Below are 23323 nucleotides of genomic sequence, written 5' to 3' on the forward strand. Positions count from 1 at the left end.
AACATGAAAAGAATCGCCTATCTGCACAACGCATATGACATAGAATATGAATTACAAAAGAACAAGTTGGCCACTTGTTCTTTTTCTATGTCATTAAATGATGAAAAAATGAAGTTAGTGCAGCCTAAGTATTTTATTGAATTATGGGATCACCATAAGAGAATTGGCATGTTTGTCGTAAATCCAAAAAACACAACGAAAAATGAAAGTACAAATGAAGTAACGTTTGAGTGTGAGCATGTATTATCTTTGCTCCATTCTAGCGTTATTTTTGGATATATGCAGATAAGTAATTATACGACAACTCAAGTGTTGCAAGCGTTATTCAATAAACAGTTAGTCAATCATTTTAAGCTTGGGCGTTGTGCTTTAACCAGGTATTTTCATTATGGATTTGAGAATAGCGATAGCCTTTTAAACAGTATCATGTCAGTTTTCGAGCCGATTAACGAAGATTATCTAATTAATATCGATGATTCTGTTTATCCTTTTGTATTCAACGTAGATAAATCGAGTACTAAAGCTAAAGATTTAATAACCGTTGGCCGCAATATGAAAGGTATTGATGTTGAAGATGATCCAACAGACATATGTACTCGAATTTATCCTTTGGGTCATGGTGAAGGCATCAATCAATTAACGATTAAAAAAGTTAATGGCGGCGTTCCTTATCTCCAGGCTCCTCAATCAGTAATCGATAAATATGGCTTACATGCTCGAATTTGGGCAGATAAGAAATATGAGAATCCAACGACATTGAAGAATGATGCTCAAAAGATACTTGATAATAATATGACACCAAAACGCTCTTATAAAATAAATGTTGCTCATACTGATGTGATTATGTCTAATCCGACAGATTACAAAGCAGGGGATGTTATTCGAGTATTTGATAAAGAATTAGGCATAAACGAAGATAACTTTGTAGAGAAGTACAAGCGAAGCGGAGTTTATGAGACACCTGATAATTTAACGATTGAAATAGGTTCGGTGAGAAAAGGACTAGGCTCGAAATGGTCCGACTTGCAGAAAAAACAAATGGTCAATGACGTTTATTCACAAGGAGCGACTAATATTGATAGTCGAGATTTCCAAGATAACGCAGATGACAGATATCCGGCCATCATTAGATTTCCGATTCCTGAAGACGTTGTAAATATCAATCAGATGACTTTGACTTATGAATTGTCAAAGTTCAGAGCGACTAATAGGACTTTAAAATCAGCAGGTGCATTAGTCGATTCTACTTCATCTGGTGGCTCGATTGTAAAATCGACTTCAAGTGGTGGTGGTTCAGTGCAGACTTCAAGCTCGGGTGGTGGTACTACTCAATCAAGCACATCAGGTGGTGGTGGTACTTTGACGAGTGCTGCAGGAGGAGCTTATATATCAACTACGTCTAGTGGTGGTAGTGGAATTGTGACTGCGAAAGGTAAACCATTTACAAACTATGAGAGTTTTACTGCATTAGAAAACAAAACAAGCGATCCAGATGACGGATCAGCACATACTCATAGATTTACTATAAATGGTGGCCACTTTTTACATGACCACGAAGTAGAGTTACCTAATCATGTTCATGGTATGAATATTCCTGCACATAACCATAATGTTACGATTCCATCTCATAATCATAGCGTTACAATACCAGCTCATACTCATAATACACAGATACCTGCACATGACCATCAAATAGATATACCTGACCACGTTCACTCAATCAATATACCTGGTCATACTCACGAGATTGAGTATGGAATATTTGAAAATCCAAAAGAAGCTTCATCTGTAGAAATTACTGTAGATGGTACTAAACTTTCAATTACTGCAACGAGTGGCCAGAACATTGATTTGTTACCATACATCAAAAAGAATAGTGATGGAGACATTGAGCGTGGAAGATATGCGGAAATTATTATAAAGCCAAATGATTTAGCAAGAATTAATGCAACAGTTACAAGTAGATTATTTATTCAATCAAGAATAGGAGTGACGATGTAATGATGACAATCGTTATAGAAACGTTTAGTAATAAAATAATTGAATTACAAGTAGATTCATTTGATGCTTATGCATTGAAAAATGAGTTATCTAACCAGGAAACAACTCATGTCGTTGTTGGTGGTCAACTTTTCAGCAGATTAGATATTAAAAATGTAATTGATAAAAATGTCATATCAATAGAAGGAGATGTATAGATGGATAAGACGGTAATATTTACTGATTCTCAATTATTTAAGCAATTTTTCTTTTCAGGAGATTTATATCTAATCAAAGCATTAATAGTTCTGATGTTTATAGATATAATCACAGGTATATTAAAAGCGTTTGTGAATGGTAATCTATGGAGTCGCAAGTCGCTTTTTGGATATGCACGAAAGTTATTAGTATTCTGCATCATCATACTTTCAAACATCATAGATCAGATTATACACATGGATGGAGCATTAGTAACTGCTACCATCTTTTTTTATATTGCAAATGAAGGATTTAGTATCTTTGAAAATTCTGTTCAGTTAGGATTACCTGTGCCTGCTGAAATAAAAGAAAAGTTAGCAGTGATTAGCGAGAATAAAACGTCGATAACGACAGAAATTAAAGAAGAATTTTCAACAACTAAAAATGAAATCCTTGGAGATTATGCAGAAGTAAAAATAAAAGTTGAGGGAAGCGACAAAAAATAGTCGTTTCTCTTTTTTAAATGGAGGAGAATTAATTATGGCAAAACAATATATTGGAAATTGGAACAGCGTGCCAGTTTACACAGACTTTTTACCTATTGGAACAAGAAGAACAGGGCAAAGATTGGATAGTGGGGAACCGGAATTTTCTGTTTTTCACGATACAGGTAATAAAGATACTACAGCTCAACAAAACGTTAATTATTATAAAAACACACCAAACGAACCATGGAATTCAGTTTCATCAGCTCAAGTATTTGCCGATGATAAAGAATGCATCATATGTATTCCAGTAACAGAAAAAGCATGGCATGTTCTTTATAATACACCAACAGATAATGCTTGGTATGGCGATGATGCAAACGATATTGCTTTTGGTATCGAGGTTTGTTATTTTACAGATCGTGAAAGAAGTCTTAAGTCATTAGACAATGCTTGTCGTGTAATGGCTGCGTTATGTAATTCATGGGGAATTAATCCACGTACACAAATGCCAGGACATCAACAAATTCAATCAGATAAAATTGATCCAGGAAACTTATTAGCAGCATGTGGATATGACAGAAATGATATGAGTGTTATTGATAACTTAGTATTAAAATATATGGCAGGTGACACACCTGTTAAAAAGGTAGCGCCTGCACCATCAAAAATTGTAAAAGAATCACCTAAAAAAGTGATTGCTAAAGTTGTTAATATCGATACTAAAAAGTATCGTGGACGTCGTGAAAAAGCTTACTTCAAAGGTACTATCGACAGCTTAGGTGCAGAAGTGAGAAAGCGAAAAGGCAGTCAAAAGACAGGATTTAAGTTTACTAATAAAGCAGGGTACAGTTTAAAAGCAAGTGAAACAGTCTATATTTTCGAGACTCATAACGGTTGGGGGCGAATTTATACAGGCGCTAAAACTGGTAAAGGTAGTAACGATTGGATTTGGCTTGGGCGTGTTAAAGTTACAGAAGTATTTAAATAGTATTGTTTTTAAGCCCTGCACTTAATTACGAGTGTAGGCTTTTTTTGTATTCGGTCATATACCCGAAGTTTAAAATATTCGGTTAAATAGCCGGAAAGCACCTCATCTTAATTGATAGGGTGCTTTGGATTTTAATATATTAATTTTAATTTTCTAATGTTTCAGCAATATGTTTTCCAAGCCTCTTGTTTCCTTCATCATTTAAATGATAAGGATCTTTATATAGCTCTTCTTTATCTTGATAGTTTTCTATGAATGAGTCAAAATCTATTATCTGATATTTTAAATCCTCTTTTTTTACTAAATCTTTTTCTAGTTGATTTCTATAACTTTCAATTACATCTACTTTCCCATTGTCAAATATGTATCTATATAAATTGTGCTTCAATGCTGATTTAAAGTTTTCTTTTTCTTCTATTCCGTATTCAGGTATTTCTAATATATATGCTTTTTTTCCATATGAATTAATCAGTTCTATCCATTTAATCATATGATATGAATAATAGTCTTTACCTATATGACCAGCAGTATCGTTTACACCAGCAATTAAAACAACTTTGCTGATATTCTCGTCTTCTAAAATATTTAAAACTTCTTTGTTTTGATTTTCTTGTAATAATTCTTTAGATTTATATCCGTAATAACCTTTGCTTTTAATATCAACATTTTGTTTTAGGTTATTTTTAACAGCTGAATCAAGTTTATTATTGATAACCCAACTATCACCTATAATACCGATATCATCTTTCTTTATGTCAATATTCTGTTTTTCAATTTTAAAATCATAGAAGTTATGATCTTTATAAATGTAATAACCAACTCCTGAAAATAATAAAAAAATAAATAATAAAGTAAATAGTGCAAACTTTTTCATTAAATAGCCTCCCGATATAAATTTGGATAAAAAATACAACATAAAAATTATATCATTATCTTTAAAAAATAATTAATTTATTTTATATTATTTGAGTTTCTTCTATATAATATATAGTAATGAGTTAAAATCATTTAAAATCATAACTTATGGCGATGAAATGGCGATAAATAGCTCAACCGCTTGATATTATTGACATCATCACCATCCTCCCAGGACGCTAAAAAACCGCTAATTTATTTAGCGGTTTTCTTTTTGGATTTTTTTAAATATATTACTGATACTGTCTTCAAAAACGATGGCATCTTTTCTTACAGATCTCAGGGGTGTTTTATTGATTACAACGAGATATTTGCCATGAAACAAATCTACAAATCCAGCTGCTGGATAAACTGAAAGAGAAGTTCCGGCAACGATCAGCATATCTGCTGAACTGATTGCCTGAATTGCACTTTCTATCGTATTAGCATCTAGCGCTTCTTCATACATAACGATGTCAGGTCGTACGATGCCACCATCTTTAGGACATCTTGGTATACCCTGCTCATCCAAAGTAAGATCTTCTAGTGAATAATTTTCGTTGCATGCTAAGCAATAGTTATTGATCACTGTCCCGTGTAATTCAAGCACTTTTGATGAACCTGCGAGTTGGTGTAATCCATCGATATTTTGAGTGACGACAGTTACGTCTTTACCGCTATCTTCAAGTGTTCGGAGGAAAGTATGTGCAAGGTTCGGTTGTGCATCAGCATATACTAATTTATCGAAGTGAAAATCAAAGTATTGTTTAGGGTATCGTTTAAAGAATGAATGAGAAATAATTTGTTCAGGTGAAAATTCTGAATTAGTTTCCTGCATAAATATTCCATTAGCAGATCTGAAGTCTGGTATGCCACTTTCAGTTGATACGCCAGCTCCTCCGAAGAAAACGATTTTTTTACTATCATTTAATGCTTGTTTAAATTGTTGGATACGCATTATTCTTCTCCTTTCGTCAATATATTAAGTTTATCATGACGCGTCATTGTGCTCAATTTTGCAACTTTGTATGAATTCAGATATAATCAACATTTGTGAGTTTAGTAATCGTTTCGAAATGTTATCTCATTATAATAGGCATAAATATATTTGAGTTAGCATAGAAATTTGGTTAAAATTTAACTAAGACAGATTTAAGGAGTATTGTATGAATAAATTTGATGAACAAATAATAGTGGTGAATCGTGAAACCATCTTTAATCATGAGAAAAATCATTTTAATGGCTTTATTTCTATAGAAGATCAAAAGGCGTTAGAAATTTATGAAACACTATCTAAATACGAAGTGAAACGTCGCGGTGATATGGAAGAGGATCCTTCATATAAACAATTGATTTCATATTGTATCCTCGAAAATGAAAACGATGAGATATTAGTATATGAACGTTTAACAGGTGGTGGTGAAGCGCGTCTTCATGGATTAAGCTCAATTGGTATCGGCGGTCATATGAATCAGCTAGATGATACTCAGATTGAAGGGGTGTTACTAGATAATGCTGCACGTGAATTAGAAGAAGAAGTAGGCGTTAAAGATGTTAACCCACTAAATTTAAATTTAATCGGTTTTATTAACGATGATGACAATGAAGTAGGCCGTGTACATATCGGTTTAGTATTTAAACTAAAGGTTAAGGCGTCTGAAGTTTATGTGAATGAAACAGATACTTTAAAGATAGAATGGAAACCGGAAAATACTTTAATGCAGGGTGCTGAATATGAATCATGGTCACGCATTATAATAGAATCTATATATAATGTAGGTCATTAGTATGTCTGATATTATTATCTTTCCGAAGTTGCAAGGAAATTTAATGAAACAGATAAAAGCAGCAATGAAGCGTGCAGATTATGAAACAGCATATGATTTATTCAATGATTATGAAAAGCATTTCGAGTTAACTGAAGACGAGCATCTTATAAAACTGGATTGTCTTTATCAGTTAGAGAGTTTCCTTGAATTACGTGAAGAATCTAGTATATTGCTTAATCAAGGTCATTACGCATATGCAACAATTGTTCCATATTTTATAGAAAGTTTATTAAAATTGAAACAATATAAAACGGTGATTGAGTTAATTGAAGGGCTGCGTAGTGAAGATGTTGATCACAAACTGATAGTGTCGCTTATGCCTTTTTATGATGAGGCGAATCATCAGTTGAATAAAAGAAATGATGCACATTTAAAGTTTATACAGACTTTTAAAGATAATGATTACAATAAGCAACTGGCATTGATCATGGAATTAATAGAATCTGAAGATTTCCGTTTTCAGTTGAGCTTTGTTCAGCTGTTAGAATATAATGAAATACATCCTGTAATTAGCAGTATGATGATAGAGTATTTATTGTTATCAAACTTTAAGGGTGAAGTTAAATTTTCTAAGCTTAATATTGATACTAGAGTCAATGTTTCGAATTTAAACACGATGGTCCATTCATCATTCATGTCTGAAGTTGTTGGTGAAGTTAAAGCATACTATGAGAACAATAGTCCGAATATCGTTGAAGTTATTGTAGAAACGATGAAATTACACAATGCTGTGATGCATCCAATTCATTTTCAGACATATTTTAATAGCAATTCACAAACTGTGGCCGATGCATATATAGTGATGTTTAATAGACTATTTAATATTGAAGACAGTGCGATAGAATTGTCTGATACACAAGTTGAAGATATAATTGAAGCTATTAATTTACTGGAAAATTATAATATGATACATGAATAGATATATAGATAGATGTAAGTATTATTATGCTATTGATAAAAAAATATAAAAAATGATATTATAATTTGTAATTTCAGCTAAAAATGTTGAAGCAAGATGGTTATATGCTATAATTAATGAGTTGAAAAAATTTTAGAAAAACGTGGAGGAATTACACATGTCAGCAAAATGGGAAAAACAAGAAGGTAATGAAGGATTATTAACAGTAACAGTTCCTGAAGAGGAAGTTAAAGCTGGATTAGATAAAGCATTCGCTAAAGTTGTTAAACAAGTTAACGTACCAGGTTTCCGTAAAGGTAAAATGCCTCGTCAAATGTTCGAACAACGTTTCGGTGTTGAATCATTATTCCAGGATGCATTAGATATCATCTTACCGGATGCATATGCTAACGCAATCGATGAAGTAGGTATCAACCCAGTCGATCGTCCTGAAATTGATGTAGAACAAATGGAAAAAGGTAAAGAATTAATCTTTACTGCTAAAGTTACTGTAGAACCTGAAGTTGAATTAGGTGATTACAAAGGTCTTGAAGTAGAAAAATTTGAGTCTGAAGTAACTGAAGAAGAATTAAATGAAGCGATCAATGCTGATTTAGCACGTAAAGCTGAATTAGTTGTTAAAGAAGAAGGCGAAGTTGCTGAAGGCGACGTTGTTAACTTAGACTTTGATGGTTATGTTAATGATGAAGCATTTGAAGGCGGAAAAGCTGAAGGATACGATTTAGAAATCGGTTCAGGTCAATTTATTCCTGGATTCGAAGAGCAATTAGTTGGAATGAAAGTTGGCGATGAAAAAGACGTTAACGTTACATTCCCTGAAGAATACCATGCTGAAGAATTAGCAGGTAAAGAAGCTGTATTTAAAGTGAAGATCAACGAAGTTAAATCTAAAGAAGTACCTGAATTAGACGATGAAATGGCTAAAGAATTAGATGAGTCAGTTGATTCAGTTGATGCTTACAAAACTAAATATAAAGCAGATTTAGAAGAACAAAAGAAATTACAAGCTGAAAACGATACGAAAGAAAGCTTAGTAATGCAAGCAGTTGAAAATGCTAAAGTAGATATCCCTGAAGCAATGATCAACACAGAATTAGATCGTATGATGCAAGAATTTGAACAACGTATTGCACAACAAGGTTTAAATTTAGAATTATACTTCCAGTTCTCAGGTCAAACTGAAGAGCAATTAAAAGAGAGCATGAAAGCTGATGCTGAACAACGTGTTAAAACGAACTTAACTTTAGCTGCGATTGCTAATGCTGAAAATATTGAAGTAAGTGACGCTGATGTTGACGCTGAATTATCAAAAATGAGCGAACAATTCGGTATGTCAGTTGAAGATATTAAAGCTGCTTTAGGTAATGGTGCAATCTTAAAAGACGATCTTCGTATCCAAAAAGCAATTGACGTTTTAGTTTCTGAATCTAAAACTAAATAATAAGTAGTATTGTATAAAGTTTAACTATCAATATAATCAGAAACCGAACAAACCGTAAAATCGCTTTTGATTTTTATGTTTGTTCGGTTTTGTTATGATAATAATTAGTTTAATCTATAGATATTTAAAAAGCAGATGATTTTTAGAATTAAAAGTTTGCAAACAACAGGAAACTTTAGTATATTCTTTAAAAGATAGGGGTGTTAAGTGTGTCTAAATTTAATGAAGAAGAGAACTTAAAATGCTCATTCTGTGGTAAGGATCAAGATCAGGTTAAGAAACTTGTAGCAGGTAGTGGTGTATACATTTGTAACGAATGTATCGAATTATGTTCTGAAATCGTTGCTGAAGAACTTAAAACGATTGAACATGAAGAAATCACTGAAATTCCTAAACCACATGAAATGTTAGCTTTATTAGATGAATATGTAATTGGGCAGACAAAAGCGAAAAAAGCGCTGTCTGTTGCAGTATATAATCATTATAAACGTATTTTTAAACCGATGGATGAAGAAGAAGTGGAGTTACAAAAAAGTAATATCGCTTTAATTGGTCCAACGGGTTCAGGTAAAACGTTACTTGCACAAACTTTAGCACGTTCATTAAATGTACCATTTGCAATTGCAGATGCAACAAGTTTAACAGAAGCGGGTTATGTAGGTGAAGACGTTGAAAATATTTTACTCCGTTTAATTCAGGCGGCTGATTTTGATATTGAACGTGCTGAAAAAGGGATAATCTATGTCGATGAAATCGATAAGATTGCACGTAAATCAGAAAATACATCGATTACGCGTGATGTAAGTGGTGAAGGTGTGCAACAAGCATTACTTAAAATTTTAGAAGGTACTGTTGCAAGCGTTCCGCCACAAGGGGGTAGAAAACACCCTAACCAGGAGTTTATCCAGATTGATACGACGAATATTCTATTTATTTTAGGTGGAGCGTTTGATGGTATTGATGAAGTGATTAAACGTCGTCTTGGTGAAAAAGTAATTGGATTTACTGGAATTAAAGAGAAAGATTTTGATGATGCGACGCTTTTATCTCAAATTAAACCAGAAGATTTGCAAAGCTATGGGTTGATACCGGAATTTATCGGTCGTATTCCTGTAGTAGCTAACCTGGAACAACTTGATGTAGAAGCACTGAAAAGCATTTTAACTCAACCTAAGAACGCATTAGTGAAACAATATACTAAAATGCTTGCTTTAGATGAAGTTGAATTAGCGTTTACTGAGGGAGCTTTAACAGCGATTAGTCAGTTAGCAATTGAAAGAAAAACAGGTGCTCGTGGATTACGTTCAATTATTGAAGAGTCTATGATGGACGTAATGTTTGATATTCCTTCACTAGAAAATGTTAAACGCGTTGTTATTACAGAAGCTGCTATAAAAGATAATGCTGTACCAGAAATGTATGATGCAGATAATAATTTAATTAATGATATTGTAACTTCAGCATAAAACCTGCCTTTATGGCGGGTTTTTTACTATTTATATATCAATTATCATATATTTATTAAAAAATCGTGTATAATAGTAAGACGTAAATGAAGAACAGGAGAAAGTCATGAATATAAATCCAAATAATGTAGAAATATTAATTAGCGCAGTAAAACCTGAACAGTATCCAGATACAGGTTTACCGGAAGTTGCTTTAGCAGGACGTTCTAATGTGGGGAAATCATCTTTTATTAATACGATGATTGGCCGTAAGAGCATGGCACGTATTTCTTCGAAACCAGGTAAGACACAGACATTAAATTTCTTTAAGATTGATGACAAATTAGTCTTTGTTGATGTACCGGGATATGGGTATGCAAAAGTTTCTAAAACAGAGCGTGAACGATGGGGAAAGATGATTGAGACATATATAACGATGCGCGAGTCTTTAGCGGTAGTGATTCAACTTGTTGATATACGTCATAACCCTAGTGAAGATGACAGATTGATGTACGACTTTTTAAAACATTACGAAATACCAACAATCGTTATTGCCACGAAAGAGGATAAGATTCCTAAAGGTAAGGTTCAAAAACATCTAAAAATAATTAAACAAGATCTTGATATGGATCCGGATGATACACTCATCAGCTATTCTTCATTGAGTAATGCTAAGAATGATTTAATCCTTAATGCAATTGATAAGTACTTAAAATAATTTGTGAAATTTTAATGACGAATATTTATATAGAGTAAATAAAATATAAAAGAAATGTTAATATAGAAGTAATGGCAAAAAAATGGGGGCGGAATACATGCATATCGTTGTTGTGAGTGTGAATCACAAAACAGCTGATGTGAGTTTGAGGGAGAAACTTACATTTTCAGATGAAACGATTGAACGTGCACATAGTGCGTTAATTAATCAAAAATCAGTGTTAGAAGGTGTAATCCTTTCAACATGTAATAGAACTGAAATCTATGCTGTTGTTGATCAGGTGCATACAGGTAGATATTATATAAAATCATTTTTATCTGAATGGTTTGATGTGGATTTAGACATCGTTAAATCAATGACAGATATAAAAGTTGGACATGCTGCAATTTACCATCTATTTAAAGTAATTACAGGGCTAGATTCAATTGTACTAGGTGAAACTCAAATTTTAGGTCAAGTGAGAGATAGCTTCTTACTTGCACAAACAGAAGGTACAACAGGTACGATTTTTAATCGTTTATTTAAAGATGCAATTACGCTTGCAAAGCGTTCGCATGCTGAGACAGATATTTCTTCAAAAGCAGTATCTGTTTCTTATGCAGCAGTGGAATTATCGAAGAAAGTTTTAGGTACATTAGAAAATAAAAAAATCTTAATCATCGGTGCGGGAGAAATGGCTGAGCTTGCATTAGAGAACTTAGTAGGTTCTGGTGCAGCAGAGATTACCGTAATTAATCGTACAGCAGAAAAAGCAATCTCTCTTGCAGATAAATACGGTGGTAGTCAAAAATCTATAGAAGAATTACAATGTGCATTAATTGAAAATGATATTGTTATTTCTTCTACAAGTGCTCAGGATTTTATTATTACGAAACCGATGATGCATGATTTAATGAAGATGCGCAATAATCGTTCAATCGTGTTAATTGATATTGCAGTGCCACGTGACATTGATCCTGCTGTTAATGATATTGATCTTATCTTTAATTATGACGTTGATGATTTAAAAGGATTAGTAGATGCAAATTTAGCTGAGCGTCAAAAAGCAGCAAATATTATTGAGACGATGATTGATACACAGGTTGAAGAATTTATTGCCTGGATTAATATGCTAGGTGTTGTACCTGTCATTACTGCATTACGAGAAAAAGCACTTCGTATTCAGGAAACAACGATGGAAAGTATCGATCGTAAAATGCCTGACTTAACAGACCGTGAAAGAAAAGTGATTTCTAAACATATGAAGAGTATTATTAATCAAATGTTAAAAGATCCAATTTCACAGGCAAAAGAAATTAGTGGTTCTGATAATAGAGAAGCAGAACTTCAGTTTTTCCAGGATATCTTTAATATTTCAAACGAAGTTGAAAGTTTAAATCAAGATGTGACGATGGTACATCGTACGGTAGAGAGCTTTACGTTAAGTCCTAAACACTAGGTGATAAAATGAATGAATTATTATTAATGCGCTTACATGAAGCAATACTTATTCTATATATGATAAGTATTGCTTGTTATTTCTTTGACTTTGTAGAGAAGTCACGCCGACTTAAACGTTATGGATATTTATTATTGCTTAGCGTATTTCTTCTGCAGTCAACTTCAATTATCTTATTTATTTTTATTGTAGGACGTATTCCAATTGAAACGATCAATGAAGGTTTCTATTTTTTTACGTGGCTCATAATTTTGATATCATTAATATTATCTAAAGTAATTCGAACAGAGTTTTTTATCTTTTTGATGAATTTAATAGGATTCGTGTTTATGATGATTCATACATTTCAGCCTTTAGATCTTTCTACAGGAACAACTGTATCACATATGATGAATGAATTATTGTGGATACATGTAACGCTTGCTATTGTGTCTTATGTTATGTTTTTAATTGCTGCATTACATGCCGTGTTATACTTAACACAAATGCATCAATTAAAACAAAAGAAATTTAATCATAAATTTTTTAGGATAGGTGATCTAGAGAGCTTAAGTCGATTTGTACAAGTTTTTTCAATTATAGGATGCGTCATGCTATTGATTTCATTAATATTAGGTATTTATTGGGGCATTACTTTTGAAGGGAAATCAATATGGGTCGACTCTAAAGTATTAGGTTCGCTGTTATTACTTATCGGATATTCCGTATATATATTTTTACATCAAAAAAACAAGTTAATGATGCATAGATTGATGGATTTTAATATCGTGTTATTCTTATTATTACTCATCAATTATTTAATCGTTTCTCGTTTTTCAGGATTCCATCAGTTATTTTATTAATCTTTGGAGGCTATTATGAAAAAATTTATCGTTGGTTCTAGAAGAAGTCAGCTTGCACTTACTCAAAGCAAGCAGTTTATCGCTAAACTTAAAGAAAAGAATCCAGGCGTTGAAATAGAAATTAAAGAGATTGTGACTAAAGGCGACCAGATTGTTAATGTGCAATTATCTAAAGTTGGTGGAAAAGGATTGTTCGTTAAAGAAATTGAAGCTGCTCTTTATAATAAAGAAATTGATTTTGCGATTCACTCTTTAAAAGATGTTCCGAGTGAGTTACCGGAAGGTCTTACATTAGGATGTATTCCAGATAGAGAAGATGCACGAGATGCATTTATTTCTAAAGGACACATTAAATTATCAGAGTTAAAAGAAGGTGCGATTGTAGGGACATCATCTTTGCGTCGTGGCGCTCAAATCTTAAATTTATATCCACATCTTAAGATTGAATGGATTCGCGGAAATATTGATACACGTCTTAGAAAGCTGGAAACTGAAAATTTTGATGCAATTATTTTAGCTGCAGCTGGACTTAACCGTATGGGGTGGGGTGAAGATATTGTAACAGAATATCTTGATCCTGAAACGATGCTGCCTGCTATTGGACAAGGTGCTTTAGGTATCGAATGCCGTATTGATGATTTAGAAACGCTTTCATTACTAGCTACCGTTCACAACAGCGAGACTGAAGTATGTACACAGGCAGAGCGCGAATTTTTAAAACTTATGGATGGCAGCTGTCAAGTACCGATTGCGGGACATGCAGTAATGTCTAATGATAAAATCACATTTACCGGATTGATTATGTCTACTGACGGCAAAGAAAAATATAAAGTAACTGAAGCAGGTACTGATCCTGTAGTATTAGGTGCTAAAGTAGCTGAGGCCATGCAACGAAATGGCGCACAGAAGATTATCGAAACTTTGAATAATACGCCAAAATCAAACTAGAGGATGGTAAACATGAAGCCAATTGTATTGATGACAGATAGTAAATTGTATAGGGATGAGCGTGTCGAAATCATTCACCTACCGTTTATCGGTGTTGAACCTCTTCCTGTACAACCTACTCGTCAGCATTATGATTGGCTTATTTTTACAAGTAAAAATGCAGTGGAAATCTTTTTTAAACTGTATGCACATGTTACTTTTGATAATATCGCTGCGATAGGAATAAAAACAAAAGAACATATTGAGCATTACAATCATAAAGTAGTATTTATGCCCTCTAAATTTAATCAGGAAAGTTTTATCGATGAAATGGATAATATATTTTGTCACAGTACAGTGTGTTTACCTATTTCAACAGAAGCAAGACCGAAAATGTATGATGCATTGAAATCTTTGGCGGATGTGGATAGAATTGATTTATATCGACCAGTAAAAATAGATGAAAATATCAATTTGGCTTTGCAATTGATTGAAACACATCAGGTAGACTGGATAACATTCATGTCGCCGTCTAGTGTCAATGCGTATGGAAAACAGTCTAAAAATCATAATTTATCGTTTATGGCAATTGGTCATGTGACGAGCAGTGCATTAAATCAATTAAATATTGAGCATTATGTAAGTCAAATTGAAACGAAGAAGAGTATGATTGATACGATATTGAATATAGAAAATAACAGAAAAGGTGGATTATAATGAATTTTGATAGACACAGACGTTTACGTTCTTCAATAAATATGAGAAATATGGTAAGAGAAACGAGTATTGCGAAAAGAGATCTAATTTATCCAATATTCGTCGTTGAAAAAGATGACGTAAAAAATGAAATTGCTTCTATGCCAGGGATTTACCAGTGGAGTTTAAACATTGTTGAAGAAGAAATTAAAAATGCATATGATTCAGGTATTCGTGCAATTATGTTCTTTGGTATTCCGAATCATAAAGATGAATGTGGTACAGGTGCATTTGATGATGACGGTGTTATACAGAAGGCAACACGTTTAGCGAAGTCATTATATCCGGATTTACTTATATTAGCTGATACTTGTTTATGCGAATATACAGACCATGGTCATTGTGGTGTGCTCGATGATCATACACATGACGTCATCAATGATGAAACGTTGCCATTGCTTGTAAAGACAGCAGTTTCTCAGGCGAAAGCAGGTGCAGATATTATTGCACCAAGTAATATGATGGATGGATTCGTTGCTGAAATTCGTAAAGGTTTAGATGAAGCTGGCTTTATTAATATCCCGATTATGAGTTATGGCATTAAATATGCATCAGCATTTTACGGTCCATTCCGTGATGCAGCTGAAAGTACGCCTAGTCATGGTGATAGAAAGACATATCAAATGGATCCGGCAAATCGTCTTGAAGCACTACGTGAACTGCAAAGTGATGAAAAAGAAGGTTGCGATATGATGATCGTTAAACCAGCATTGAGTTATTTAGATATTATCCGTGACGTACGTAATAATAGTAATCTTCCGATTGTTGCATATAATGTCAGCGGAGAATATTCAATGACAAAAGCTGCTGCAGCAAATGGCTGGATTGATGAAGAACGCGTTGTAATGGAACAGATGCTTTCAATGAAACGTGCAGGTGCAGATATGATCATTACTTATTTTGCAAAAGATATTTGTTATTACATCGACAAAGGAGACTACTAAAATGAAATTTACCAAATCACATGATGCATTCAAGTCGGCTGTAGAATTAATGCCTGGAGGCGTTAACAGCCCTGTTCGAGCATTTAAAAGTGTAGATATGGATCCAATATTTATGGATCACGGAAAGGGATCTAAAATTTATGATATCGATGGCAATGAATATATCGATTATGTATTAAGCTGGGGACCATTAATCTTAGGACATGCCGATGATAAAGTAACAGATGAACTTCAAAAGGCTATCTTGAAAGGTAGTAGCTTTGGGGCACCTACAACGTTAGAAAATGAAATGGCGAAACTTGTCATTGAACGCGTGCCATCAGTTGAGATGGTACGTATGGTATCAAGCGGAACTGAAGCAACACTTGCTGCACTTCGTTTAGCACGCGGATATACCGGAAAAAATAAAATATTAAAATTTATCGGATGTTATCACGGACATAGCGATTCATTATTAATTAAAGCAGGATCAGGAGTAGCAACGCTTGGCTTACCAGACTCACCAGGTGTACCTAAAGGAACTGCTGAAAATACGATTACAGTACATTACAATGATCTGGACGCAGTACAAGTTGCTTTTGAGAAATATGGTGATGATATTGCATGTATTATTGTTGAACCAGTAGCTGGGAATATGGGGGTTGTACCTCCAGTTGAAGGATTTTTACAAGGATTGCGTGATATTACAACACAATACGGTGCTTTACTTATCTTTGATGAAGTTATGACAGGTTTTAGAGTAGACTACAATTGTGCACAAGGATATTTCGATGTCACACCTGATTTAACGTGTCTTGGAAAAGTTATAGGTGGAGGACTGCCTGTTGGCGCTTTTGGTGGTAAACGTGAAATTATGGAGCACATCGCACCAGCAGGTAGTATATATCAGGCAGGAACTTTAAGTGGTAATCCATTAGCTATGACAGGTGGATATTATACATTAAGTCAATTAACTAAAGAGAGCTATGCTCACTTCAATCAATTAGGTGATCAGTTAGAAAAAGGATTGTATGAGGTGTTTAATAAACATAACGTTCCGATTACCGTAAATAGAGCTGGCAGTATGATTGGATACTTTTTAAATGAAGAAAAAGTAACGAACTTTGAAATTGCTTCGAAATCAGATTTAAAACAATTTGCTGCGATGTATAAAGAAATGGCGAATAACGGTGTATTTCTTCCACCTTCACAATTTGAAGGTATGTTTATGTCTACACAACATACGAGCGAAGATATCAATAAGACGTTAAATGCATTTGATATGTCATTATCTAAGTTAAAAAAGTAAGAAATAGAAATAAATATTTTTTTCAAGAAGAACAATAATCGATTGTAATTGATTATTGTTCTATTTTATTTTTATTGTGAATTGCAATAATTTAGTACAACTTATTTTATTAAATAAATTGAAAATTTCTTTTGGATATCTGTTCTGATCAATTTCTGATAAATAAATATTCTAGTATAAAAGGCTTGATATTACTGTATTTTTAAGGAATTAGAAAATTTTTTTAAATATAAATGTTTATAACTATGTTATTAAGGTTATCTTAATTATGTAATTAATTTTCTATTACATAAAAAAAATGTGGAGGTAGTTATCATGTCAAACAATAGAAACGATAACAACAAAAATAATCAAGACAGAGATGTAATTTATAATTCAGAAACAGATCGTAACAAAACTCACGTTACACATCAAGCAGACGGCGACACTTATAAAGATGGCCGTAAAGTTAGTGAAGGTGAACATCATGATAAGGTTGTAGTTGAAGAACGTGACAGTGTTCGTCATGATCACATCGAACGTGAACCTAAGAAGAAAAGCCCATGGGCATGGTTATTACCATTATTATTACTAGCATTATTAGCAATCTTAGCTTTAAGTTTCTGTAATAATAAAGATGATGATGATAAAGACAAAACAGATTCAGAAACTAAAACAGAAGAAAAAGCGACAACAGAAGAAGTAGAAACTACTGAAGATGCTACAACTGAAGAAGCTTCAATCAAAAAATTCGATCTTGCAACAATCACAAATTTTGATTTAGCTGCATAATGATAACTAATAGGACTCAATATGAGTCCTATTTTTTGTGTTATAAGCAATTAATATGTATTATTTTATTTTCTTCTATATATTAATAGTAGCAAAGGTTATTTTACCGTATTAAATTTGATGGAAGTGTTTTTTATGAGTTATATATTACTATTTTTAATCAGCATTATTTTCAGTTTGATTTTAGATCAGATAGGTATGATACTACCATGGTTATTTGGACCGATCTTAGCTACTATAATTCTCAGGAAATTTACCTCATTAACATATAGGTGGCCTAAGTGGCTTGGAGACATAGGTCTATATATATTAGGTGCACAAATAGGTGTGTCTTTTACAAAAGAGGTATTTGTAGATATCGCGGGTGATTTCCTGTCTGTTATATTTTTAAGTGTAATGATTTTATTGAGTGCTATAATGATTTCATTTGTTTTTAAACACATTGTTAATTGTACAACTGAAACTGCTTTACTGGCGTCCATTCCAGGTGCATTAAATCAAATGATCGTTATGGCAGAAGAAAATAAAAATGCCAACATCTTAGTTGTAACACTTGCACAAACGTCTCGTTTACTGTTCGTAATTATGATTGTGCCGTTTATTTCTAGTATGACTTCAGACAATCATGAACATTATCAAATTAATAGAGCAAAGCAAGTATTTGAAGTTTTAACGCTTGAACAAATTGTAATGATTGTTGCGATGATTGCTGCAGGTATATATATTTTAAAGCTTATCCATTTTCCTGTGCCAGATATGTTAGGTCCGACATTTGCCATTTTAATCTGGAATTTAAGTACGGGATTAAATTTTACTGTTCCGATGTCATTGATAAACTTTGCACAATTATTGTTTGGTGTACGTATTGGACTGCAAATGTATGATTTATCTAGTCAGATAAATAAAAGGTTGTTTATAGGGATTTTTATTCAAAATATATTACTTATTATTTGTGCCATTTTTTTGAGTATCGTTATCAATATTTATACAGATCATAACTTTAATGATGTATTCTTAATTGCAGCGCCAGGAGGTATGGCACAGATAATCGTAGTCGCACTTGAGACAGGGGCAAATGTTGCGATGATATCAAGCTATCATATTTTTAGGATCTTTCTTATTTTATTAATTGTAGCGCCAATAATGTCCTGGTACTTAACGCATAGACTGAATAGTGAGATAGGCAGTGCTGATTGACAGTTAAATGATAATCTTATACAATATGTTTAACTAAATATTCCTACAGGAAGAGTAGTTAGATGGATATCCAAGAGAGTGCATGGACGGTGGAAATGCATATTGAAATTTAGCGAAGGTAGCCTGACTTGAATGTACTTTGAACTTAAGTAGAGGTACACGTGCGAGAGCGTTAATCGAAACAAGTGCAGCGTAAGCTGAATTTAGGTGGTACCACGGTTATCCCGTCCTATTGTTATAGGACGGGATTTTTTTGCAGGAAATTTTGGACAATATATATTGGAGGAATGACTATGGATACAAAATACAATCCACAGCAAGTAGAACAAGGACGATACCAGGAATGGTTAGATAAAAGTTTATTTAAAGCAACTGAAGATGATGACAAGAAGCCATTTACTATAGTGATTCCGCCACCGAATGTTACAGGTAAATTGCATATTGGGCATGCATGGGATACGACTTTACAAGATATTATTACGCGTATAAAACGCATGCAGGGTTATAATACATTATACTTACCAGGAATGGACCATGCAGGAATAGCGACACAGGCTAAAGTTGAAGCGAAGTTACGTGAAGAAGGTATTACACGTCATGATATTGGTCGTGCAAAATTTTTAGAGCATACAATGGATTGGAAAGAAGAATATGCAGGTTTTATTCGTGATCAATGGGCGAAACTTGGATTAGGATTAGATTATTCTCGTGAACGCTTCACCTTAGATGAAGGATTAAGTGAAGCGGTTAAAGAAGTTTTCGTTAAAATGTATGATAAAGGTTTAATCTACCGTGGCGAGCGTATTATTAACTGGGATCCAGCAGCGCGAACTGCATTAAGTGATATCGAAGTAATACATGAGGAAGTTGAAGGCGCATTCTATCATATCAAATATCCATATGCAGAAGGTGAAGGATTTATTGAAATTGCAACAACACGTCCTGAAACATTACTAGGTGATACTGCTGTTGTTGTACATCCAGAAGATGAACGATATAAAGATGTAATCGGTAAAACAGTTATCTTGCCAATCGTTGAACGTGAGTTACCTATTTTAGGTGATGATTATGTAGAGATGGATTTTGGTAGTGGTGCAATGAAAGTTACTCCAGCGCATGATCCAAATGACTTTGAAATCGGTAATCGTCATAATCTGAAACGCATCAATGTAATGAATGAAGACGGTACGATGAACGAATTAGCTGGTAAATATGCTGGTATGGACCGCTTTGAATGTCGTAAGACGCTTGTGCAAGACTTACAGGATGCTGGTCTGATGATTAAAATTGAGAAACATATGCATCAGGTTGGTCATAGTGAAAGAAGCGGCGCGATTGTAGAACCTTATCTTTCAAAACAATGGTTCGTAAAAATGGCTCCTTTAGCAGAACAATCATTAAATTTTCAAAAGACAGATGAAAAAATTGAATTTGTTCCGCCACGTTTTGAAGGAACATTTAACCGCTGGATGGAGGGTATCCATGATTGGTGTATATCACGTCAGTTATGGTGGGGACATCAAATTCCTGCATGGTATCACAATGAAACAGGAGAATTATACGTAGGTAAAGAAGCGCCTGTTGATAGTGAAAACTGGACACAGGATGAAGATGTTCTAGATACTTGGTTCTCAAGTGCATTATGGCCTTTCTCTACTCTTGGCTGGCCAAATGTGGATGCTGAAGATTTCAAACGTTTCTATCCGACTAATGTGCTTGTTACAGGTTATGATATTATCTTCTTCTGGGTTGCACGTATGATCTTCCAGGGTATTGAATTTACAGAGACGAAACCTTTTAATGAAGTATTGATTCATGGGCTAGTACGTGCTGAAGATGGCCGTAAAATGAGTAAATCATTAGGCAACGGTGTAGATCCAATGGACGTTATTGAACAATATGGTGCTGATAGTTTACGCTACTTCTTAGCAACGGGATCAACACCTGGTCAGGATTTACGTTATTCTACAGAAAAGATTGAAGCAACCTGGAACTTCATCAATAAAATATGGAATGCTTCGCGATTCAGTATTATGAATATCGGTGATGATTTTAAATCTAGTGATATTAAATTAGATGGTAAAAAATCTCTTGCTGATGAATGGATTTTAACACGTCTAAATGAAACGATTGAAGAAGTAACACGTTTAGCAGATAAGTATGAGTTTGGTGAAGTTGGCCGAGTACTATATAACTTTATCTGGGACGAATTCTGTGACTGGTATATTGAAATGAGTAAAATACCGATGAACGGTGAAGATGAAGAAGCAAAACAAATGACGCGTTCGATTTTAGCATATACTTTAGATTCAATTATGCGTATGATGCACCCGTTTATGCCATTCGTTACAGAAAGCATCTGGCAGAACTTACCTGTTGAAGGTGACTCTATCGTTACAGCAAGCTGGCCGGTAGTGCGTCCTGAGCTTTCGGATATTGAAAGTAAGAAATCAATGGAACAGCTTATGGAAATTATTCGTGCCGTGAGAAATACGCGTAATGAAGTGAATACGCCAATGAGTAAACAAATTCCGATGATGATTAAGACGAATAATCAGGAAACGACTGAACGCCTTGAAACAGAGAGACCTTTTATCGAGCGTTTCTGTAATCCAAGTGAACTTACCATCAGCACCGAAGTTGATATGCCTGAAGAAGTGATGACTACAGCTGTAACAGGTGGATTGGTTATCTTACCATTAGAAGGTTTAATCGACATGGACAAAGAAATTGAGCGATTAGAAAAAGAATTGAAGAAATGGGCTTCAGAGTTAGATCGTGTTAATAAAAAGTTAAGTAATGAAAAGTTCGTATCTAAAGCACCTGAGAAAATTATAAATGAAGAAAAAGAAAAACAAGCACTTTATACAGAAAAATATGAAAGTGTTCAAGCACGATTAAATCAATTGAACAGGAAGTAATCATATGAATTATTTAGAGAGCTTATATTGGATTCATGAGCGTTATAAATTTGGAATTAAGCCGGGTATTAAACGTATGGAATGGATGCTTGAACGATTAGAACATCCTGAAAGAAATATTAATGGTATTCATGTCGTTGGTACAAATGGTAAAGGTTCAACGGTTAGTTATTTAAAGAATGCATTGATTGAAAATAATTATTCTGTAGGAACCTTTACATCACCTTATATAGAAACTTTCAATGAACGTATCAGTCTTAATGGCTTGCCAATTACGAATGATGAAATCGTTGAGCTTGTTAGTATCGTAAAACCCGTTAGTGAAATGCTGGACGCTGAAACAGATTTAGGAGTAGCGACGGAATTTGAAATAATTACGATGATGATGTTTGTGTATTTCGGTCAAATTCATCCAGTGGATTTCGTGATTGTAGAAGCTGGTTTAGGAGCTAAGAATGACTCGACCAACGTGTTCATGCCTATCATGACCATCTTAACAAGTATCGGTTTAGATCATACTAATATTATCGGAGATTCTTATCTGGATATTGCGAAAGAAAAAGCTGGTGTGATAAAGGCCGGCGTGCCTTTCGTCTATGCAGCCAAAAACGATGAAGCAAAGGCGTATTTAAATTCAGTCGTCGAAGAAAAGCACGTAAAAGGTATAAAGCTGGAACGTGATATTCAATGTATTTCAAACGGTAAGGAATTTACGTTCAGATATAAAGACTATGAACTAGAAAATATCGAGCTGAAGATGATCGGTACGCATCAACAGGAAAATGCTTCACTTGCGATTGCGACATTATTAGAGATGTTTGATCGTGGAATGATTATGCTTAATTTCAATAAAATGATCGATGCGATTGAAGATACTACGTGGACTGGTCGCATTGAGACTGTTCGGGAGAATCCAACTATTATTCTTGATGGTGCACATAATAAAGAATCTATTGATGTATTAGTAGATACTATGAAAACATATTATCCTGATCGACGAATCGATGTGCTATTCTCAGCAATTGATGGGAAACCAATCGGCAAGATGCTAAAAGCTCTGGAATCAATTGCCGATACATTTTACGTGACAGCATTTGATTTCCCGAAAGCATTACCGGTTGACACCATTTATGAGAATGTAGAGCATGAAAAGAAAGTTAAAATTAAAGACTATGCAGATTTTATTAAGTCGTACGATGGAGACTTATTGCTTGTTACAGGAAGTTTATATTTTATCAGTGCGGTAAAAGATAAATTAAAAAAATAATTGATACATTTTTGACAAAGAGTCTATTTATAGATTCTTTGTTTTTTTATGCAGAAATTTCAGAAAATAGGG

The 23323-nt window shown here is 33.8% G+C and carries 21 protein-coding genes and 1 other annotated feature; of the genes, 19 read left to right on the forward strand and 2 right to left on the reverse strand.

The genetic code is table 11. From position 1 onward, the window contains the following. Window positions 1–3: 3 nt before the first annotated feature. Genes BHX94_RS02290 through BHX94_RS02305 form a run of 4 tightly spaced genes read left to right on the forward strand, consistent with a single transcriptional unit; the run spans window position 4 to window position 3654 of the window. The gene (locus BHX94_RS02290; protein ID WP_111745079.1) at window positions 4–2001 is read left to right on the forward strand and encodes a phage tail spike protein; all 1998 of its coding nucleotides are present in this window, start codon (window positions 4–6) and stop codon (window positions 1999–2001) included. Continuing rightward, window positions 2001–2198, forward strand: a complete 198-nt coding sequence (locus tag BHX94_RS02295; RefSeq protein WP_111744753.1) for a hypothetical protein — start codon at window positions 2001–2003, stop codon at window positions 2196–2198. Before BHX94_RS02290 ends, BHX94_RS02295 begins: the two co-directional genes overlap by 1 nt. After that, the gene (locus BHX94_RS02300; protein WP_111744754.1) at window positions 2199–2684 is read left to right on the forward strand and encodes a phage holin family protein; all 486 of its coding nucleotides are present in this window, start codon (window positions 2199–2201) and stop codon (window positions 2682–2684) included. A gap of 34 nt (window positions 2685–2718) precedes the next feature. After that, on the forward strand, window positions 2719–3654 hold the full coding sequence (locus tag BHX94_RS02305; protein ID WP_111744755.1) for a peptidoglycan recognition protein family protein: 936 nt from the start codon (window positions 2719–2721) through the stop codon (window positions 3652–3654). 145 nt (window positions 3655–3799) lie between these two features. On the opposite strand, the gene BHX94_RS02310 is transcribed toward BHX94_RS02305, so the two are convergent. Next, window positions 3800–4528: an SGNH/GDSL hydrolase family protein gene (locus tag BHX94_RS02310; RefSeq protein ID WP_111744756.1), complete on the reverse strand. Its 729-nt coding sequence runs from the start codon at window positions 4526–4528 to the stop codon at window positions 3800–3802. Between the two features lie 240 nt (window positions 4529–4768). Then, window positions 4769–5506 (reverse strand): NAD-dependent protein deacylase, encoded by a 738-nt coding sequence (locus BHX94_RS02315; protein ID WP_111744757.1) that lies wholly within the window; start codon window positions 5504–5506, stop codon window positions 4769–4771. A gap of 208 nt (window positions 5507–5714) precedes the next feature. Here BHX94_RS02315 and BHX94_RS02320 point away from each other — a divergent pair, with 208 nt between their 5' ends. From BHX94_RS02320 to BHX94_RS02390, 15 genes are all read left to right on the forward strand, one after another. Continuing rightward, the gene (locus BHX94_RS02320) at window positions 5715–6335 is read left to right on the forward strand and encodes an NUDIX domain-containing protein (RefSeq protein ID WP_096076232.1); all 621 of its coding nucleotides are present in this window, start codon (window positions 5715–5717) and stop codon (window positions 6333–6335) included. 1 nt (window position 6336) lies between these two features. Further along, the gene (locus BHX94_RS02325) at window positions 6337–7296 is read left to right on the forward strand and encodes a hypothetical protein (RefSeq protein WP_111744758.1); all 960 of its coding nucleotides are present in this window, start codon (window positions 6337–6339) and stop codon (window positions 7294–7296) included. Between the two features lie 157 nt (window positions 7297–7453). After that, complete coding sequence (tig, locus tag BHX94_RS02330; protein ID WP_111744759.1) at window positions 7454–8737, forward strand: trigger factor; 1284 nt, start codon at window positions 7454–7456, stop codon at window positions 8735–8737. A 209-nt stretch (window positions 8738–8946) separates the two neighbouring features. Further along, the gene (gene clpX / locus BHX94_RS02335; protein WP_111744760.1) at window positions 8947–10203 is read left to right on the forward strand and encodes an ATP-dependent Clp protease ATP-binding subunit ClpX; all 1257 of its coding nucleotides are present in this window, start codon (window positions 8947–8949) and stop codon (window positions 10201–10203) included. 106 nt (window positions 10204–10309) lie between these two features. Further along, window positions 10310–10900, forward strand: coding sequence for a ribosome biogenesis GTP-binding protein YihA/YsxC (gene yihA / locus BHX94_RS02340; protein ID WP_111744761.1), 591 nt, complete (start codon window positions 10310–10312; stop codon window positions 10898–10900). A 97-nt stretch (window positions 10901–10997) separates the two neighbouring features. After that, on the forward strand, window positions 10998–12338 hold the full coding sequence (gene hemA, locus BHX94_RS02345) for a glutamyl-tRNA reductase (RefSeq protein ID WP_111744762.1): 1341 nt from the start codon (window positions 10998–11000) through the stop codon (window positions 12336–12338). Between the two features lie 8 nt (window positions 12339–12346). Next, window positions 12347–13180 carry a cytochrome c biogenesis protein CcsA gene (gene ccsA / locus BHX94_RS02350; RefSeq protein WP_111744763.1) on the forward strand — a complete coding sequence of 278 codons (834 nt, stop codon included), beginning with the start codon at window positions 12347–12349 and terminating at the stop codon, window positions 13178–13180. Between the two features lie 15 nt (window positions 13181–13195). Then, complete coding sequence (gene hemC, locus BHX94_RS02355) at window positions 13196–14128, forward strand: hydroxymethylbilane synthase (protein ID WP_096076239.1); 933 nt, start codon at window positions 13196–13198, stop codon at window positions 14126–14128. Between the two features lie 12 nt (window positions 14129–14140). Beyond that, window positions 14141–14824, forward strand: a complete 684-nt coding sequence (locus tag BHX94_RS02360; protein WP_170120735.1) for a uroporphyrinogen-III synthase — start codon at window positions 14141–14143, stop codon at window positions 14822–14824. After that, a complete protein-coding gene (hemB, locus tag BHX94_RS02365; protein ID WP_111744765.1) occupies window positions 14824–15807 on the forward strand; it encodes a porphobilinogen synthase in 984 nt (327 codons plus the stop codon). Before BHX94_RS02360 ends, hemB begins: the two co-directional genes overlap by 1 nt. A gap of 1 nt (window position 15808) precedes the next feature. Next, window positions 15809–17095 (forward strand): glutamate-1-semialdehyde 2,1-aminomutase, encoded by a 1287-nt coding sequence (gene hemL / locus BHX94_RS02370; protein WP_111744766.1) that lies wholly within the window; start codon window positions 15809–15811, stop codon window positions 17093–17095. A gap of 315 nt (window positions 17096–17410) precedes the next feature. Next, window positions 17411–17866: a hypothetical protein gene (locus tag BHX94_RS02375; protein ID WP_111744767.1), complete on the forward strand. Its 456-nt coding sequence runs from the start codon at window positions 17411–17413 to the stop codon at window positions 17864–17866. Between the two features lie 135 nt (window positions 17867–18001). After that, on the forward strand, window positions 18002–19063 hold the full coding sequence (locus BHX94_RS02380; RefSeq protein ID WP_275068259.1) for an AbrB family transcriptional regulator: 1062 nt from the start codon (window positions 18002–18004) through the stop codon (window positions 19061–19063). Between the two features lie 35 nt (window positions 19064–19098). Then, window positions 19099–19298, forward strand: a binding site (T-box leader). 52 nt (window positions 19299–19350) lie between these two features. Beyond that, entirely contained in the window at window positions 19351–21984 is a 2634-nt protein-coding gene (locus tag BHX94_RS02385; protein WP_111744769.1) for a valine--tRNA ligase, read from the forward strand. Window positions 21985–21988: 4 nt separating this feature from the next. Continuing rightward, window positions 21989–23251, forward strand: coding sequence for a bifunctional folylpolyglutamate synthase/dihydrofolate synthase (locus BHX94_RS02390; protein ID WP_111744770.1), 1263 nt, complete (start codon window positions 21989–21991; stop codon window positions 23249–23251). Window positions 23252–23323 lie beyond the last annotated feature (72 nt).

The organism is Macrococcoides bohemicum (assembly GCF_003259675.1).
GTDB lineage: Bacteria > Bacillota > Bacilli > Staphylococcales > Staphylococcaceae > Macrococcoides > Macrococcoides bohemicum.

Excerpts from the sequence above, each read along its gene's own strand:
- BHX94_RS02295 (WP_111744753.1), top strand. The coding sequence starts at position 2,001 with ATGATGACAATCGTTATAGAAACGTTTAGTAATAAAATAATTGAATTA.
- ccsA (WP_111744763.1), top strand. The coding sequence starts at position 12,347 with ATGAATGAATTATTATTAATGCGCTTACATGAAGCAATACTTATTCTA.
- BHX94_RS02310 (WP_111744756.1), bottom strand. The coding sequence starts at position 4,528 with ATGAAAAAGTTTGCACTATTTACTTTATTATTTATTTTTTTATTATTT.
- BHX94_RS02320 (WP_096076232.1), top strand. The coding sequence starts at position 5,715 with ATGAATAAATTTGATGAACAAATAATAGTGGTGAATCGTGAAACCATC.
- BHX94_RS02290 (WP_111745079.1), top strand. The coding sequence starts at position 4 with ATGAAAAGAATCGCCTATCTGCACAACGCATATGACATAGAATATGAA.
- hemA (WP_111744762.1), top strand. The coding sequence starts at position 10,998 with ATGCATATCGTTGTTGTGAGTGTGAATCACAAAACAGCTGATGTGAGT.
- tig (WP_111744759.1), top strand. The coding sequence starts at position 7,454 with ATGTCAGCAAAATGGGAAAAACAAGAAGGTAATGAAGGATTATTAACA.
- hemC (WP_096076239.1), top strand. The coding sequence starts at position 13,196 with ATGAAAAAATTTATCGTTGGTTCTAGAAGAAGTCAGCTTGCACTTACT.
- BHX94_RS02380 (WP_275068259.1), top strand. The coding sequence starts at position 18,002 with ATGAGTTATATATTACTATTTTTAATCAGCATTATTTTCAGTTTGATT.
- BHX94_RS02315 (WP_111744757.1), bottom strand. The coding sequence starts at position 5,506 with ATGCGTATCCAACAATTTAAACAAGCATTAAATGATAGTAAAAAAATC.
- BHX94_RS02305 (WP_111744755.1), top strand. The coding sequence starts at position 2,719 with ATGGCAAAACAATATATTGGAAATTGGAACAGCGTGCCAGTTTACACA.
- BHX94_RS02325 (WP_111744758.1), top strand. The coding sequence starts at position 6,337 with ATGTCTGATATTATTATCTTTCCGAAGTTGCAAGGAAATTTAATGAAA.
- BHX94_RS02360 (WP_170120735.1), top strand. The coding sequence starts at position 14,141 with ATGAAGCCAATTGTATTGATGACAGATAGTAAATTGTATAGGGATGAG.
- hemL (WP_111744766.1), top strand. The coding sequence starts at position 15,809 with ATGAAATTTACCAAATCACATGATGCATTCAAGTCGGCTGTAGAATTA.
- BHX94_RS02385 (WP_111744769.1), top strand. The coding sequence starts at position 19,351 with ATGACTATGGATACAAAATACAATCCACAGCAAGTAGAACAAGGACGA.
- hemB (WP_111744765.1), top strand. The coding sequence starts at position 14,824 with ATGAATTTTGATAGACACAGACGTTTACGTTCTTCAATAAATATGAGA.
- BHX94_RS02390 (WP_111744770.1), top strand. The coding sequence starts at position 21,989 with ATGAATTATTTAGAGAGCTTATATTGGATTCATGAGCGTTATAAATTT.
- BHX94_RS02375 (WP_111744767.1), top strand. The coding sequence starts at position 17,411 with ATGTCAAACAATAGAAACGATAACAACAAAAATAATCAAGACAGAGAT.
- yihA (WP_111744761.1), top strand. The coding sequence starts at position 10,310 with ATGAATATAAATCCAAATAATGTAGAAATATTAATTAGCGCAGTAAAA.
- BHX94_RS02300 (WP_111744754.1), top strand. The coding sequence starts at position 2,199 with ATGGATAAGACGGTAATATTTACTGATTCTCAATTATTTAAGCAATTT.